The 14239-nt window shown below is 37.2% G+C and carries 13 protein-coding genes; 6 read left to right on the top strand and 7 right to left on the bottom strand.

The annotated features are described in order from the left end of the window. Positions 1–234: 234 nt before the first annotated feature. The 4 genes from K9M53_RS03325 to K9M53_RS03310 all read left to right on the top strand — a co-directional run bounded on the left by K9M53_RS03325 (position 235) and on the right by K9M53_RS03310 (position 6196). Positions 235–1131: a hypothetical protein gene (locus K9M53_RS03325; protein WP_224017981.1), complete on the top strand. Its 897-nt coding sequence runs from the start codon at positions 235–237 to the stop codon at positions 1129–1131. A 39-nt stretch (positions 1132–1170) separates the two neighbouring features. Next, on the top strand, positions 1171–1812 hold the full coding sequence (locus K9M53_RS03320; protein WP_224017980.1) for a hypothetical protein: 642 nt from the start codon (positions 1171–1173) through the stop codon (positions 1810–1812). Between the two features lie 863 nt (positions 1813–2675). Then, entirely contained in the window at positions 2676–5357 is a 2682-nt protein-coding gene (locus tag K9M53_RS03315) for a T9SS type A sorting domain-containing protein (protein WP_224017978.1), read from the top strand. Positions 5358–5692: 335 nt separating this feature from the next. Next, positions 5693–6196, top strand: a complete 504-nt coding sequence (locus K9M53_RS03310; protein ID WP_224017976.1) for a hypothetical protein — start codon at positions 5693–5695, stop codon at positions 6194–6196. 357 nt (positions 6197–6553) lie between these two features. On the opposite strand, the gene K9M53_RS03305 is transcribed toward K9M53_RS03310, so the two are convergent. After that, on the bottom strand, positions 6554–6691 hold the full coding sequence (locus tag K9M53_RS03305) for a hypothetical protein (RefSeq protein ID WP_224017974.1): 138 nt from the start codon (positions 6689–6691) through the stop codon (positions 6554–6556). A 122-nt stretch (positions 6692–6813) separates the two neighbouring features. Between K9M53_RS03305 and K9M53_RS03300 the strand changes: the two genes are divergently transcribed. After that, complete coding sequence (locus tag K9M53_RS03300) at positions 6814–8508, top strand: beta strand repeat-containing protein (protein ID WP_224017972.1); 1695 nt, start codon at positions 6814–6816, stop codon at positions 8506–8508. 71 nt (positions 8509–8579) lie between these two features. After that, positions 8580–9731, top strand: a complete 1152-nt coding sequence (locus K9M53_RS03295) for a T9SS type A sorting domain-containing protein (RefSeq protein ID WP_224017970.1) — start codon at positions 8580–8582, stop codon at positions 9729–9731. Positions 9732–9781: 50 nt separating this feature from the next. On the opposite strand, the gene K9M53_RS03290 is transcribed toward K9M53_RS03295, so the two are convergent. From K9M53_RS03290 to K9M53_RS03265, 6 genes are all read right to left on the bottom strand, one after another. Next, complete coding sequence (locus tag K9M53_RS03290; RefSeq protein ID WP_224017968.1) at positions 9782–10837, bottom strand: GAF domain-containing protein; 1056 nt, start codon at positions 10835–10837, stop codon at positions 9782–9784. A 178-nt stretch (positions 10838–11015) separates the two neighbouring features. Next, positions 11016–11741: an esterase family protein gene (locus K9M53_RS03285; protein WP_224017966.1), complete on the bottom strand. Its 726-nt coding sequence runs from the start codon at positions 11739–11741 to the stop codon at positions 11016–11018. A gap of 42 nt (positions 11742–11783) precedes the next feature. Next, positions 11784–12395, bottom strand: a complete 612-nt coding sequence (locus tag K9M53_RS03280; protein WP_224017964.1) for a GDSL-type esterase/lipase family protein — start codon at positions 12393–12395, stop codon at positions 11784–11786. A 116-nt stretch (positions 12396–12511) separates the two neighbouring features. Then, complete coding sequence (locus K9M53_RS03275; RefSeq protein WP_224017962.1) at positions 12512–13099, bottom strand: HPP family protein; 588 nt, start codon at positions 13097–13099, stop codon at positions 12512–12514. 58 nt (positions 13100–13157) lie between these two features. Beyond that, entirely contained in the window at positions 13158–13832 is a 675-nt protein-coding gene (locus tag K9M53_RS03270; RefSeq protein ID WP_224017960.1) for a sigma-70 family RNA polymerase sigma factor, read from the bottom strand. 11 nt (positions 13833–13843) lie between these two features. Then, positions 13844–14227: a hypothetical protein gene (locus tag K9M53_RS03265; protein WP_224017957.1), complete on the bottom strand. Its 384-nt coding sequence runs from the start codon at positions 14225–14227 to the stop codon at positions 13844–13846. Positions 14228–14239: the final 12 nt, after the last annotated feature.

Genomic DNA, 14239 nt, shown 5'->3' with positions numbered 1-14239 from the left:
AAGGTCTTTATTTTCGAACTGTACAGTATAATAATGCACCTTTTCGAATTGTAAGGATAGTAATGGTATTATCTTAACAATCAACTTAACTTATAAGTTAAGAACAAAAGTAGGGCCATTTTTTGGGTTCTCCAACATTTATTTCTTACGAATAGTAATTTAGACGTATAAATAGGATCAGAATGCGCCATTAATATATATTTTGTAAATTATAGAATCAATTATAATCTTTATATGATTCGTAGGTTTGTTGGTAAAATATCAGGAGAAAATCCAGAAGAAGGCATTCGCATTATAATTGCTAAAATGTTAAACACTCACCCTTCGTTGATTAGCCTTTCTGATGAAGACTTTGCTCAAATAAAGGAAATGGACAATCAGATTTTAAAAATAAAAGAGCTGATAAATCCTTTTTATGATAGCCTGAAAAATAAGAATACTAAGGAAAGCAATAAAAAGTTGCTTGAACTTATTGATTTGGGTAAATTTCTCTACTTTTTAAATCAAGATATTAGAGTGGTTGAATGTGAAGAACAACCTGATTTTATTATCGAATGTAAGAGTGAATCGATTGGTGTTGAGCTTACGGGAATTTATGATGATACTGTAGTCGCTGAAATTAAAACGATAAGAAAAATATTTAAAAAATGTGAGCAGACGATAGCTAAAAGAAGCTCGACTTTAAAGGGTCTTTTTAATGTTATCATTATTCCAGATAAAATCAGAGAAAAACTAACTACTAAACGGGAACAACTCATTAATTCTATATGTGAGTGTATTCTTGCCATGGCAAACAATAAGCATATCCCCAAGCCCGATTTTATTGAGGATATTCTTTGGAATCAACATTCCACATTGGAATTAACCTTATGGGAAAACTATTGGCTAGCGGATTTAAGCACGGATACACTCCTACAAACGATTATGAAAAAGGAAGAAAAAATCACCGTGTACAAAGCTACTAAAAACATAAATAAATGTTGGTTGCTCATTGTTATTGATGGAGCAAGTTCAATATCAAGCTTCAATATTAACTTAGACAGTTTGCCCAATCATTTAACAGCGTTTGACAGAATTTTTATTTTTGATTCTTTCAAAGGAGTAATTATTAATGGTCAAGTTAATCCGTAATGAAGTGGAACAATTTGTGAAACAACTTATTGCAGTCTAATGCAACAAATTACAAAAGAACAAAAAAGCCAAATAAAGGCATTATCGAAAACATTTACAGACAAAACTCTTGGTAATTCCATGCTAAGGGGTAATTGTTTTACTGTATGTTATCCTTTATCAATTCATTTACATAATAACGGTTTTAGGAATTCCTTAGTAGCAGGAAAGTATAATGATATAAATTATATCAATACTCCTCATTATTGGATAAAACTCGAAGATTATAGTAAAATTATTGTCGACCCCACAATAAAGCAATTCGATGAAAATACCGATGCCATTTATGTAGATATAAAACCAAGAACTCATACTGTCCATAGTGTCTTAGATAAAGAGCAAATTGAGGGAATTCGAGGGTTTTGGATAGAGAGATTGCTCAATAATGGAGCTGCCTATGTTGATACTATGAAAAAACCACCTCAAGGATTATATAAGATAGATTCTTTATTGCGTATAAATTTAACCGCCGCAAGCATAATTCTTACAGAGACTAAACAAATGAGTCTATTGAAAGGATTCAGTAAACCGTTTTTATATGATGAATATTGTGAGGATATAAATAAAATTATCCAAAAGAATTGGTTAGAACATAGGAATTTGATAGAAAGCCTGCTTTCTGACTTCCTGTCAACTGCTTAAAGTACCATTCACTTTTAAGTAAATCCCTAGCTGATAAATCTTAATTAAGTCAGTTATAAACTGGTTAGATATTGAACTACTCCTCGCTACAAATAATTATCCCCTGCAGTTGCAGGGGATTTTTTTATTCTTAAAACTTATTGTTAGTGGGGCTGGCATTAAAGCGATCGGCAACCAGCTAGGTAAGACAATACTTTTCGGTCCAAGAAAGTATATATATTTATGAGTTGTAGGCAACCTTATCCAACAGACTATTCCAAATGAAAGTTAACAAGACAGTAAAGTCGATATTAATAACATTGTTTGTGGGACTTTTATGCTTTTTCGGTTTTATATACTACACATTTTCCTCGTTTGATTTTTGTGACGGGAAAATTTATTCCAAGGCTGATTTAATCAATAACTACAATTCAAAAAGGAAAGAAATTGAAGATTTGAAAAGGTACATCATTTCGGTAAGCAATGGTGAGCCTTGCAACATTGGCTATCAGAGAAGTTGCTTAGGTAAATATTATTATAATCTATTTGACAATTCAATTCCAGATAGTATGAAGTCCAAATACAATGACAGTTGTACTTATATTCTTTATAACGATAAACTTGTTTTAGAATATGGTGGTGGTGCAGTTGGCCCACAATGTTTTCCAACACAATAACAATAAGACAAAGAAAGGCTACCTACAACATTGGGATTGGCAATAGCTAGACAGGCGAATATTTTATCTCACTAAAAACGCTCCTTCCTGATTCTCTGATAAATTTTAAAGTTGTTCTAATCCACATCCCTTGATAAGTATTTCTTTATAAGCCAAAGTGCTAAAGCTATCTTAGTACCCAATCAATTCTCAACTTAAATACCTCCAATGTTAAAGCCTTTCATTTTTATAAAACAAGTTTGCTACAAAAGAATAGTTTTTGCAACTCTATTTATTTGCTCATTGCATTTTTCTTATGCTCAAACATGGCAGGCGGCAGGTCCCGATGATTTTGCTCAACCTTGTTACAATGTTAATTCCAATTACTCATCTACTGCAATAGATGCTAACGGTAATATATACATAGCTTATACAGACGGTGGTTATAGCAATAAACTAACCGTATCAAAATACAATGGCTCCGCCTGGGCAATAGTAGGTAGCGAAGGGTTTTCTTCTTCGGGCAGTAACAATAATATTTCCTTGGCACTGGATAAAACCGGCGTTCCTTATGTAGCCTATAGCGATAATGGTAATAGCAGTAAAACTACTGTAATGAAATACAATGGCAGCAGTTGGGTAATAGTAGGCAGTGCAGGATTTTCGGCACACCAGGCTTCTTATATCTCATTAGCTTTTGATACCACCAGTAATACCCCTTATGTAGGGTATTGCGAAGATGATTACAAGGCTACCGTAATGAAATTTAGCAGTGGCAGCTGGACAACAGTAGGTAGTGCAAATTTTTCGGATGATCAGGCATCTTACATAGCGGTTGCTGTAGCAAAAGACGGTACTCCTTACATTGCCTACCAGGATGGAAATGCGTCTTATGGATCCACAGTAAAGAAGTTTAGCAGTGGTAGTTGGACAACAGTGGGTAGCGAAGGATTTTCCGGAAGCGAAGCAGATTTTATTTCGATGGCTATTGATAATAACAATAATCCTTATGTTGCTTTTTGGGATGCCAATGCTGACGGCAAAGCCACTGTAATGAAGTACAGCAGCGGCACTTGGACAACAGTAGGTGCGCAAGGTTTTACTTCATACTCTGTGGGTGGCTATACTACCTTGGCAATTGATAAAAACAATAATCTTTATATGGGATATAATGATGAAGAAAATGGTTTTAAGGCTACCGTAATGAAATACAATAGCAGCTCATGGTCCGTTCTTGGTACTGCCGGCTTTAGCGTAGGTGGAGTAGATTATCCTTCAGTAGCAATAGATCCCGGTAACAATGTTTATATCGGGTATATTGATGAAGGATATAATAACAAGGCAGTAGTAAAAAAATTCACATTCGGCACTTGGAATACAACGGTTGGCGCATTACCACCCATTTCTGCCGGTAATGTATTTTCACGGATATCACCGGCGGTGGATAAGAACGGCAATATTTATGTTGCATACGAGGATGCATATTTTAACCGAAAGTTGACCGTACAGAAATATAGTAATGGTGTTTGGTCAGTTGTTGGTGTGCCCGGGTTTACAAGCGCATCAATTGATTATCCTTCCATCAAAATAAGTAATGACAACACGCCTTACGTAATATATGATGATGGAGGCAATGGCAACAAAACTACAGTGGCAAAATTTGATGGCACCAGTTGGTCAACAGTTGGCACTGCTGGTTTTACACCGGGCCAGGCTTATTATGAATCTTTAGCAATAGCCTCCGACAATACCTTATATGTTGCTTTTGGAGATGCCGCCCATAGCAATAAAGGCACTGTAATGAAATATAATGGCAGCACCTGGTCGGTTGTAGGCACAGCTAATTTTACTGCCGGAGCCGCTTATGCTACTTGTATAGCTGTTGACACTATTAATGGAAATACCCCTTATATCGGGTACCAGGATGCGGGTAACGGAAATAAACTTACCGTAATGAAATATAATGGCACCAATTGGGTGCCCGTTGGCGGTACCGCTGTTTCACCCAATGCAACAGGATGGGGAACATTTATCCTGGCAAACGACAGCATACCTTATGCTGCTTTCCAGGATGGCGTTTCGGGTAAGCTTACTGTAATGAAATACAGCGGAGGAAGCTGGTCAATAGTTGGCGCACAAGGCTTTTCAACGGGTGCTGCTACCTATATTTCACTGGCAGTAGATGCCGGCGGAACTCCTTTTGTTTCTTATGTAGATGCCGCCAATGGAAATAAAGCTACGGTAATGAAATACAACGGAACCAACTGGATTACTGTTGGAAGTGCCGGGCTCTCGGCAGGCACCGTTGACATTACATCGATAGCATTGGATAATAGCAGCACTCCTTATGTTTTTTATAATTCAGGTGGATTTTTTGCCAAGAAAGTCAGCTCTGTAATACTTCCGTTAACATGGGTTTCTTTTAATGCATCAGTAGCCGATCAAAAAAATGTATCGTTGGCATGGGATATTTCACAGCAAGAAAACATACATAGCTATACTGTACAATATAGTACCGATGGTAAAAGCTGGAAGAATTTATCTACAATAACTGCAACAGTAGCCGAGGATTATACTTACCTGCATACTTCTCCGGCGCAAGGATTAAACTATTATCGCATTATAGCAACAGGTAAAGACGGCAGCATTAAATACAGCACTATACAAGCTGTAGCATTGAATACATTAAAAACGGATATTGATTTGATAAGCAGTAATCCTATAACCAATAATATATTGCAGCTACAAGTAAATGCACCATCAGCAATAACGCTCATGAATATAAACGGGCAAATTCTTTTACATACACAATTGTCAGTGGGACTGCAATCCATTAATGTAAGCAAGTATGCAAAAGGGGTTTATATGCTGAGGTCAATTAACGGTTATAAAAAGATAGTCATCAACTAATCGATTTAAAAACAACTTAGGCTTAACCGGGATCAACAAAAGGTGCTTATGCAATAAAAATCATTAGCGCTGATGGCGGATCGACGAACACCGCTTCGTTTATTAAATAAACAACAACCTGCTCTTCTTATTAAATAATTTCCTCTGCAGCTGCAGGGGATTTTTTATGTGCAATTTTTATTACTTGCTTCAGGTATCATTCAACCATATAAAAAACTACTTGACATTTCATCGGTATTTTACACATCTCCCTCCTTCCTATTACTCCAAGCCTTTACATTTGGCTAAACAAATTTCTTTAACCGTATTTTCTAATTTTTAAAAACTATAGTACCATGATCACCAATTTAAACAACGTACATTTTACCCAGCAGGAAAAGGACACTATGAATCAACATTGGGCTGCCATCCGCCAGATACTTGAAACCAAAAAGAAAAATCTTACTCCTGAAGAACGAAAGAAATATGGCAGTGTTGCCGAGCAAAACAAGCTGGTAGTAATGAAAATACTGGAATACGATGAAAACCAGCCACATCTTAATTGCCCGGAAGTGGATTATGTAGAAACCAGGGCTGATTGGGAGGACAGAACCTTTGCTGCAAAATTTATAAGCAATATGGCAGAAGGTACTTTGATATTTGATAATATCCGTATTACGCATGATTATGATGCTTACAATGCTGCCCGTACAGATTACAATTATGTAAAGTACCGTATGGAAACAGGAGATGCAGGTGCCGGCTGGGAAACTAAGTATAATGATCTATTACCATTCTTTAAAACAAATAATAATAGCGGCGATGGTGATACGCCTGATACACCTGCTGATAATACCTGAGGTTTCATAGGTGTTTTTTATTGTATGCCCGTTTTTATAACGGGCATTTTTATTTAATTCAGTTATTATCATCCTGTTATAGGTAGGGGGAATACGTGCAACACCTATGGAGAATAGGTTGCTGCTGCATGACGATACGGTATTGAAATAGTGGGGCATACATCACAAAGTGGTGGCACATACATTGTATACAGGTGGCTATTATCTTATTCATGTAATACGCACCTCTGAATGATGTATGGATACCCTGTTGGGTAAGTGGTGAGCAATAGGTTGTTTAAAGATGAGGAATAGGCAAAATATGGAATCGCATATACTTTACAACGTATGCTTATTGAGTTGATCATGGAATCGACATTACTTCCGGATGTATGGAGCACTATTTCCGGATGTATGAACCATCACTTCAAGAAATAATGTAGCTTTTATATAGATTACAAAGGAATAAGTATAACCAGGATATCCTAACCCGTTAGTTGTTGTCTTTAAATCCATCTTTTCCACGTTATGAGGATAATATTTTACCCTAATAATTAATTATTATTCAGAGATTGCTTTGATAAAAGTCAAGCTTATCCCAATAACAAACGAAAAACAAACCAAAACACTCTCTGCAAATGAAAAACTTTATTGCCCGGTTATCTGCTATCATGGCATCGTTATTATTATTGGTTACAAGCACCACATTTTCCCAAAGCTGCGGCATCCTTAGCGGTACAATACCTATAGGACCAACAGCACCTGCATCACCCGCAGGGTTTGCTACGCTTACAGCCGCATCAACCTATATTAATACCAATGGTATAGGAGGTAAAACCATATTGGAATTACAGAGTGATTATGTTAGCACCGGCGAAACATTCCCTATTACCTTCTCCACGAATAGCTGTATTACGGCTTCCAAAACATTAACCATACGCCCCGCTGCCGGTGCAACAGGATTGATTATCTCCGGCAGTGGTAGTACTACTAATATAATAGCCCTTAATGGCATTCAGTATTTAACTATTGACGGGCGGGCCGGCGGTACAGGCAGCACGTCACAATTAACGCTTACAAGTACAGCATCAACTGGTACCATTATCCGCTTCACTAATGATGCAAGTAATAATAAGATCACTTATTGTGAGCTAAAAGGGGGAAGTACCCAAATTTCAGGCTCCTCCATATCAAACGGTGTTGTTTTCTTTGGTACGGCCAATGCTTCTACCCTTGCCGGCAATGATAACGATACTATTTCTTATTGTAATATACACTCGTCCTCATCAACACTCGGCTACTGTATTGTTTCGTATGGATCAACAGGTACCATTGCCGGCTATAATGATAATGACGTTATTGACAATTGCAATATCTACGATTTCGGCAAAAGCAAGGATCCGGTTGCAGGCATCCAATTAAATACCGGCAGCAATGCCTGGAAGATTACCAATAATAGTTTTTATCAAACAGCATCCAGAGCAGCGAGTTCTACTCAACTAGCCGCTGCTATCTCCATTCTCCAAAGTGCCGGCAATGATAGTACGGGGAGTGGTTTTATTATTACCGGTAATTATATTGGTGGTAGCGCACCCCATGCCGGAAGCACTGCGTATACACATACTGGAATCGCTACATTTACCGGTATAGATGTTACTACCGGCATAGGCGATACCAATTATATTGCAAACAATATAATTACGAATATTAGTTTTACCACAAACAGTACTTCCAATACTGCTTTTGTAGGCATTAACCTTACCAGCGGGCATTTTAATTGCATTGCCAATAAGATAGGCTCAGATACTTCAACCGGGGCTATAAAATTTACAGGTGGCAGCCTGGGTGGTTTAATGGGGATAAGGACTAATAATGCCGCCAGTACCAACAATACCATTAATATCACCCAAAATGTTATTAGCGGTATTACGGTAAATGGTTCAAATATTAATAATGCACCACAATTTTCCGGGGTTTTTGTAGCCGGTGGTGCAAGAGTGAATGTGATGGCAGATACCATTGGCAGTGCTACCATAGCCAACAGCATTAATGCGGCAACAGCTTCTACTCCAAGTGTTTCACAAGGTATTTTAGGAATTGCTGTAAGCATCGGTACCGCTATTTCTATTACCGATAATTTGATAGCTAATATAAATAACAACTATGCAGGTGCCGGCGGTGCAGCTATGAGAGGTATTTACGTTACCAATTCCGCTGCTACTATTTCCAATAACACTATTTATAATTTATCTACTGCATCCCAGTCAACCGGGAGTGGGAATGGCACTACCTTAACTGGAATATCTGTTCCTTCCACCGCAGGCTTTCTTTAACTGCTGCTGATACCAATGCCGTTATTACAGGTATTTATGTTGGAAGCGGCACGGCTAATTTTATAAACAATATGATTAGTTTGGGTGCTGATAGCGCCGGCAATGATATTACTACCGGGCTTCAATTAAGAGGAATAACCAAAGCCGTTACTTATGCTAATAATTTCTATAATAATAGCGTGTACATTGGTGGTGGTGCGGCAATAGGCGGAGTACAAAACACGGCTGCTTTTACAAGAGCAACTGCTGCTACTGCCAGTCCTAATGATTCGGTGGTGAATAATATTTTTGTAAACGCCCGCTCTAATAATACTGCTACAGGAAAACATTATGCAGCCACGTTTTACAGCGGCAATGGTTTTCTTACATTAAGCAACAACCTATATTATGCCAATGGTACCGGTGGTGTATTTGGTAATGATGGTACGTCAGATGTAACTACCTATAGTGATGGCTGGGTTGGTAGTGATGTAAATAGTGTATACGGCGATCCTAAATTTAAAACACCTGTGGGAGATGCCGGCACCATAGACCTTCACATTCTTTCAGGAACTTCCGCTGCATATAGTAAAGGAATTGTATTGGCTGGCGTAACAGATGATATTGACGGAGATGCAAGAAGTCTTGCTGGTCCGAGTATTGGTGCAGATGAGTTCAGCGGTATTATATTGCCTGTAACCATCCTTAGTTTCAACGGGCAAAAACAAGCCAACAGTAATCTTCTTTATTGGTCAACTGCTGCAGAAATAAATAATAAAGGATTTGAAGTACAACATAGCAGGGATGGAATTGTATTCAGTGATCTGCATTTCATTACTTCCAAAGCACAAAACAATAATTCTTTATTTAATTATAGTGATGTAGATGCGCATCCTTTTGCAGGAGATAATTATTATCGCTTAAAACAGCTCAATGCTGATAATAGTATCAGCTATAGCAAAACAGTTTTAATAAAAGGGGATGAAATTGCCAACAAGATCATTGTCTATCCAAACCCTGCCAGTAGCTTATTGAATGTAGTTATTGTATCTCAACAAAACAGTACTATATCAATACAAATAAATGACATGAATGGCAAGAGGGTGCTATTGAGTAATGCAGCATTAAGAACAGGTAACAATACTATTCCATTAGATGTAAGTCATCTTGCAAAAGGTGCTTATGCAATTAAAGTAATCAATGCAGATGGAAGCTTAGTGAACAGAGGCTCGTTTATTAAATAGCAGTTAGGATACTCTTAATAAAAAAATCCTCTGCAATGCAGAGGATTTTTTTATGCTTCTATTAATTTTTTCTCTTCGCTAATATCCGTTACCACGCTGATCACCTCTGTAACAAATCCCCTGTTATCTTTTATAGGTATTGAAGCCACACGAGTCCATATCTCACAACCATCTTCCTGGATATACAACATTTCTATTCCGGGTAAAACAGTCTCTCCTCTTATGGCTCTGTTACTTGGAAAATCTTTTGGTTCAATGGGTCTTCCATCTGCACGAAAAGCTTTCCAGCGTTTAATGGTTTCTTTATCTCTTGACGGAATAATACCATTCGGCATAAAACGCCGCATCTCTTTATTGGAGAGCGATATATTGCCCATGATATCGATCACGGCAATACCGGCATTCAAACTTTGAAAGATATTATACAATCGGGCTTCGCTTTTGTGTAAGGCTTCATTGATCTTTATTTTTTCAATCGCAAAATAAATTTTGTCTGCAGTTTCTTCAATCAATGCAACTTCTTCCTTTGTCCAGTTACGAGGTTCTGCATTATGAACGCCGAAGCTTGCTACTACCTTGTCTTGTTTTGCAATTGCATAAGAAACATATGCAGCAATGCCGGCAGCCTGGTAATCGTTCTTTTCTGTTTCAGTAATTTTTGATGAAGAAAGAATATCCGTTTCAAATATTGCAGCATCATTCAAATTCGCAACAGGTATCTTTTCATTAAATGCATCTTTGGGATAATAACCTGCTAAAGAAGAAACTCCATTTCTATAATCCTGGTTAATTATTATTTCATCATCATTTACTTCAGCATAAATAACACGGCTTACTTTAAGGAACTCTCCCAACAATCTGCATCCCTCTGACTGAATTTGATTAACGTCTGTTAATGCGTTTAAGGTATTGCACAATCGTTGTAAAAAAGCTTTTTGTACTTCGTGTTCAGTATTGATAGTCTTAACTTCTTTATTAATTACAACAGGAGTTTTTTCAACAACAGGTTTTATTAAAGATGGAGCTTGCTTGTTATTATTCTTCCTCGCATAAGATTGCTGTACAAACAAATGCAAAAACCAACCGCATAAGATGCCTGCTGCCATTAGCGCTATTATCAGAATAATATCCAAGTCAATTCTTTTGTTGAAATAATTTCTGCGAGAGATTCAAACACTGCAATTCTTCGCACGTTTATCTTAAATAAAAATAAGTCAGTTTGTGCAGGTTCTTTTAGTATGCTAAAGAAAGATGTCCACTATGAATGTGGATATTTATGAGAGCTTACAAATACCATTTCACCATTTGCCGCCAGTAGCGGGACCGGTGCGCTTCTCCATCCCAGTGAAACCACTCGTGCTTGATGTTTTTATCCAAAAAGGTTTTACTTAAATGTTCATTATTATAAAAGAAGGGATCTTCCTTGCCAACTGCAATAGTTATGTTTAGCTTACGGATGTCTGACAATATTTTAGGGTCTGTAAGGTTTGGCAAATAACGGGAAGGCATATTGTAATAGATATTTTCATCTACATAGCCATTGAACAGATCAGGAAAACACTGAGAAGACAAAGTAAGATCGTAGCGGGCACTCATGCTTACCACTTTAGAAAACTCTGAAGGATGTTTCATTGCTATATTCATTGCATGATAACCACCCAGGCTGCAACCGGCAACAATTACATCCGATGAGCTGCTGATACGTTTTGCAAAAGGCAATACTTCATACAATATATAAGATTCGTAATCGAGGTAGCGTTTTATTTTATAAGAAGGATGTGCATCGGAATAAAAACTTTCTGCATCCGTGCTATCTACACAAACAACCTGTAATAAGCCAGATTCAATTTTTGATTTAAGCGCTTCGATTATTTTCCAGTTCTCATAATCGTAAAAGCGTGCGGTTCTGGTAGGGAAAAATATAACCGGCGGACCTGCATGCCCGAACAGCAACAGCTCCATGTCTCTGCCTAATGACGGACTATACCATTTCAAGTATTGTCTTTTCATTTGCTTGCAAGTGACAGAAAAAAAAGACATCCCTGAATATTTTTATATTATTGAATCTTTAAGAATCGTGGCTAAATGTTTTTGCAGAATACTCTTCCACACGTCATACCCTTTTACGCTCAAATGCAAACCATCTGTATCAAACAAATCTTGTACCGGCATACCCTCCGGCGTTAGCATGCTATCAAAAATGTTCACATAATAATAATATGAGGAATTGTTTTTGATATATGTTTTGATCAATTGGTTGGTAGTACGAATGGAATCAATGATATCCCAGCGGGCAATGCTTGGCTTGATCGAAATAAAAGAAAATGGTACTCCGGGAAAATCTCTTTGCAGAGAGCAAACAAACTGTTCAAAAAAGATGAATACTTCTTCCGGGCTTCTGCCATCACCTAAGTCATTGTCGCCAGCATAAAATACAATATGCTTGGGATTGAATGGTTTTAATAGTCTGTCAAAAAACCAATCGCATGCGGCCAATGTAGAGCCACCAAATCCTAAATTAATGGGTCGATACTCTTTGAAATCTTCATATAATGTATTCCATAAACGAATAGAAGAGCTGCCGTAAAAAATTGTTTCCGGTTCATAAGCTAACTTCCCTCTCTGTAGCTCGGCGCCCTTAACATCTTCTTCGTACCAAATCATAAATGCATTGTTCTGTTAAACAGCGAAGATAAAACATTGAGTTACACAGCTTGCAGCATAAACAGGTATGTGGATTATTTTCTGAAAACTTATGCCACATTATCTTATCTATACAATTACTTAGTGAGCAATTTCTTTTTAAAAAACCTTGTAAACCTGCTGTTGGTAGGATAAGTTCTATTGGGGGTCATATTATTAAACAGCAATGCTGTTATAAAAAGAATAAGCGTTCCTGTAAGAACCGGGGAAAGAACATAGAGATACCCCAATGATTTTATTTTTTCTGTTCCTATAATTGCTATTAATGCTGTTGCGCCACCGGGCGGATGAAGCGTTTTTGTTATCTGCATTAAAACTATTGCCAATGATACTGCCAACGGTGCCGATAGCCAGATAATAGTTGGACATAATTTGAATACGGTAACGCCGGTAATAGCAGATACTAAATGTCCTCCTATTAAATTACGTGGTTGTGCCAACGGGCTTTGAATAGCGCCGTAAATTAAAACACTGGATGCGCCAAAAGATCCAATGAGAAAGACATTTTCAAGAGTAGGTAAAAATTGAGAATGAAGAAAAGCAATTAAACCAATTCCAAAGAAAGCGCCGACAAAAGACCAAAAGTGCTCTCTATAATCAACTAATGTCTCTTTATAAATTACATATTTTGAGATCCGGATAGTTCGTTTTATTCTCTTTTTCATTTGTTATTTCTGCAAAAGTAGTCTTACAAATTATGTAAACGTAAAATAAAATTTACAGCTACTTTTCACCCTTAACATCAGCAAGTTTTTTTAATCTTTGCATTACGTTTTGCACCATTGCATCACAATACACAAGGTTAAATTCATAGATCTCTTCTGCTTTATACGATCTTTCTATTTCTTTACGCAATATGGTTTTGGCACGATTAAGCCGTGTTTTTACATTTGATTCACTGATGCTCAAAAGCTCTGCTGTCTCCTTAACAGAAAACCCATTTATTTCCCTAAGAGAAAAAACCATCCTGTAATCAACATTTAATTCATGCAATGCATTTTCAATAACAGCACCTAGCTCTTTAGTTATAATGGAGCGATAAGCAAGATTATTTTGATTGTTTGAATACATGGGAATTGAATTATCATTAATGTCAGCAGGCATCTCATTTTTAAAAGTGAATTTCTGCCTTTTATGAAAACAGTTATTCAACATTATCCTGCTTGTCCACGTTTTAAATGATGAACGACCTTCAAACTCAGAAAGATTACGATATGCATCTACAAATGTATCCTGCATCAGGTCCTGTGTATCTTCATGCGTATAGCCGTAACTTCTGCCTATTTTATAAAGAACAGGGTTATTCCTTCGAATAAGGACCTCAAACAAACCCAGCTCTCCATCAAGCACCCGCTTTATGATCTCAATATCTGAATATTGCTCCATTGCATCTTTCATCAATGAATAAATTATAGTACAAATTTAGATAGTTGCGCTAATGAATAAGCACTAATGGCCATTACAAGGTCTCTAACAGCAACATCTAAAAAATGCCCGCTTGCAAGCAATGTCAGCGCAATCAAAGTAAGCCATGCTGCTACGATCAATGCTCCAACAGCAGCTTTACGAAAAACAATAACGCCTGCAATAATCTCAATAACGCCTACTATCATCATAAATACATGAGGCGAAAATGGCAAGATACCTGTAATGTTTGGATTTAAATATTGCTCCCAGTTGGTTAATATATTAGTGAACTTATCAAGCCCCGCAACGATCGGCACAACACTGAATGTTATCCTCAATAAATTATACGTAGGCAGCATTGCCTGGTTTGAACGAATATTTTCCATTGTTTTAGTTTT

The organism is Ferruginibacter albus, from assembly GCF_020042285.1.
Taxonomy (GTDB): Bacteria; Bacteroidota; Bacteroidia; order Chitinophagales; family Chitinophagaceae; genus Ferruginibacter; species Ferruginibacter albus.
Note: the sequence above shows the minus strand (reverse complement) of the source record. Positions and strands in the feature narration are given on the sequence as shown.

What these genes read in the sequence shown, in the direction of transcription:
- K9M53_RS03320 (WP_224017980.1), top strand. Translation starts at nt 1,171, where the DNA reads ATGCAACAAATTACAAAAGAACAAAAAAGCCAAATAAAGGCATTATCG.
- K9M53_RS03270 (WP_224017960.1), bottom strand. Translation starts at nt 13,832, where the DNA reads ATGAAAGATGCAATGGAGCAATATTCAGATATTGAGATCATAAAGCGG.
- K9M53_RS03275 (WP_224017962.1), bottom strand. Translation starts at nt 13,099, where the DNA reads ATGAAAAAGAGAATAAAACGAACTATCCGGATCTCAAAATATGTAATT.
- K9M53_RS03305 (WP_224017974.1), bottom strand. Translation starts at nt 6,691, where the DNA reads ATGGATTTAAAGACAACAACTAACGGGTTAGGATATCCTGGTTATACT.
- K9M53_RS03295 (WP_224017970.1), top strand. Translation starts at nt 8,580, where the DNA reads ATGATTAGTTTGGGTGCTGATAGCGCCGGCAATGATATTACTACCGGG.
- K9M53_RS03285 (WP_224017966.1), bottom strand. Translation starts at nt 11,741, where the DNA reads ATGAAAAGACAATACTTGAAATGGTATAGTCCGTCATTAGGCAGAGAC.
- K9M53_RS03290 (WP_224017968.1), bottom strand. Translation starts at nt 10,837, where the DNA reads ATGGCAGCAGGCATCTTATGCGGTTGGTTTTTGCATTTGTTTGTACAG.
- K9M53_RS03265 (WP_224017957.1), bottom strand. Translation starts at nt 14,227, where the DNA reads ATGGAAAATATTCGTTCAAACCAGGCAATGCTGCCTACGTATAATTTA.
- K9M53_RS03300 (WP_224017972.1), top strand. Translation starts at nt 6,814, where the DNA reads ATGAAAAACTTTATTGCCCGGTTATCTGCTATCATGGCATCGTTATTA.
- K9M53_RS03310 (WP_224017976.1), top strand. Translation starts at nt 5,693, where the DNA reads ATGATCACCAATTTAAACAACGTACATTTTACCCAGCAGGAAAAGGAC.
- K9M53_RS03325 (WP_224017981.1), top strand. Translation starts at nt 235, where the DNA reads ATGATTCGTAGGTTTGTTGGTAAAATATCAGGAGAAAATCCAGAAGAA.
- K9M53_RS03280 (WP_224017964.1), bottom strand. Translation starts at nt 12,395, where the DNA reads ATGATTTGGTACGAAGAAGATGTTAAGGGCGCCGAGCTACAGAGAGGG.
- K9M53_RS03315 (WP_224017978.1), top strand. Translation starts at nt 2,676, where the DNA reads ATGTTAAAGCCTTTCATTTTTATAAAACAAGTTTGCTACAAAAGAATA.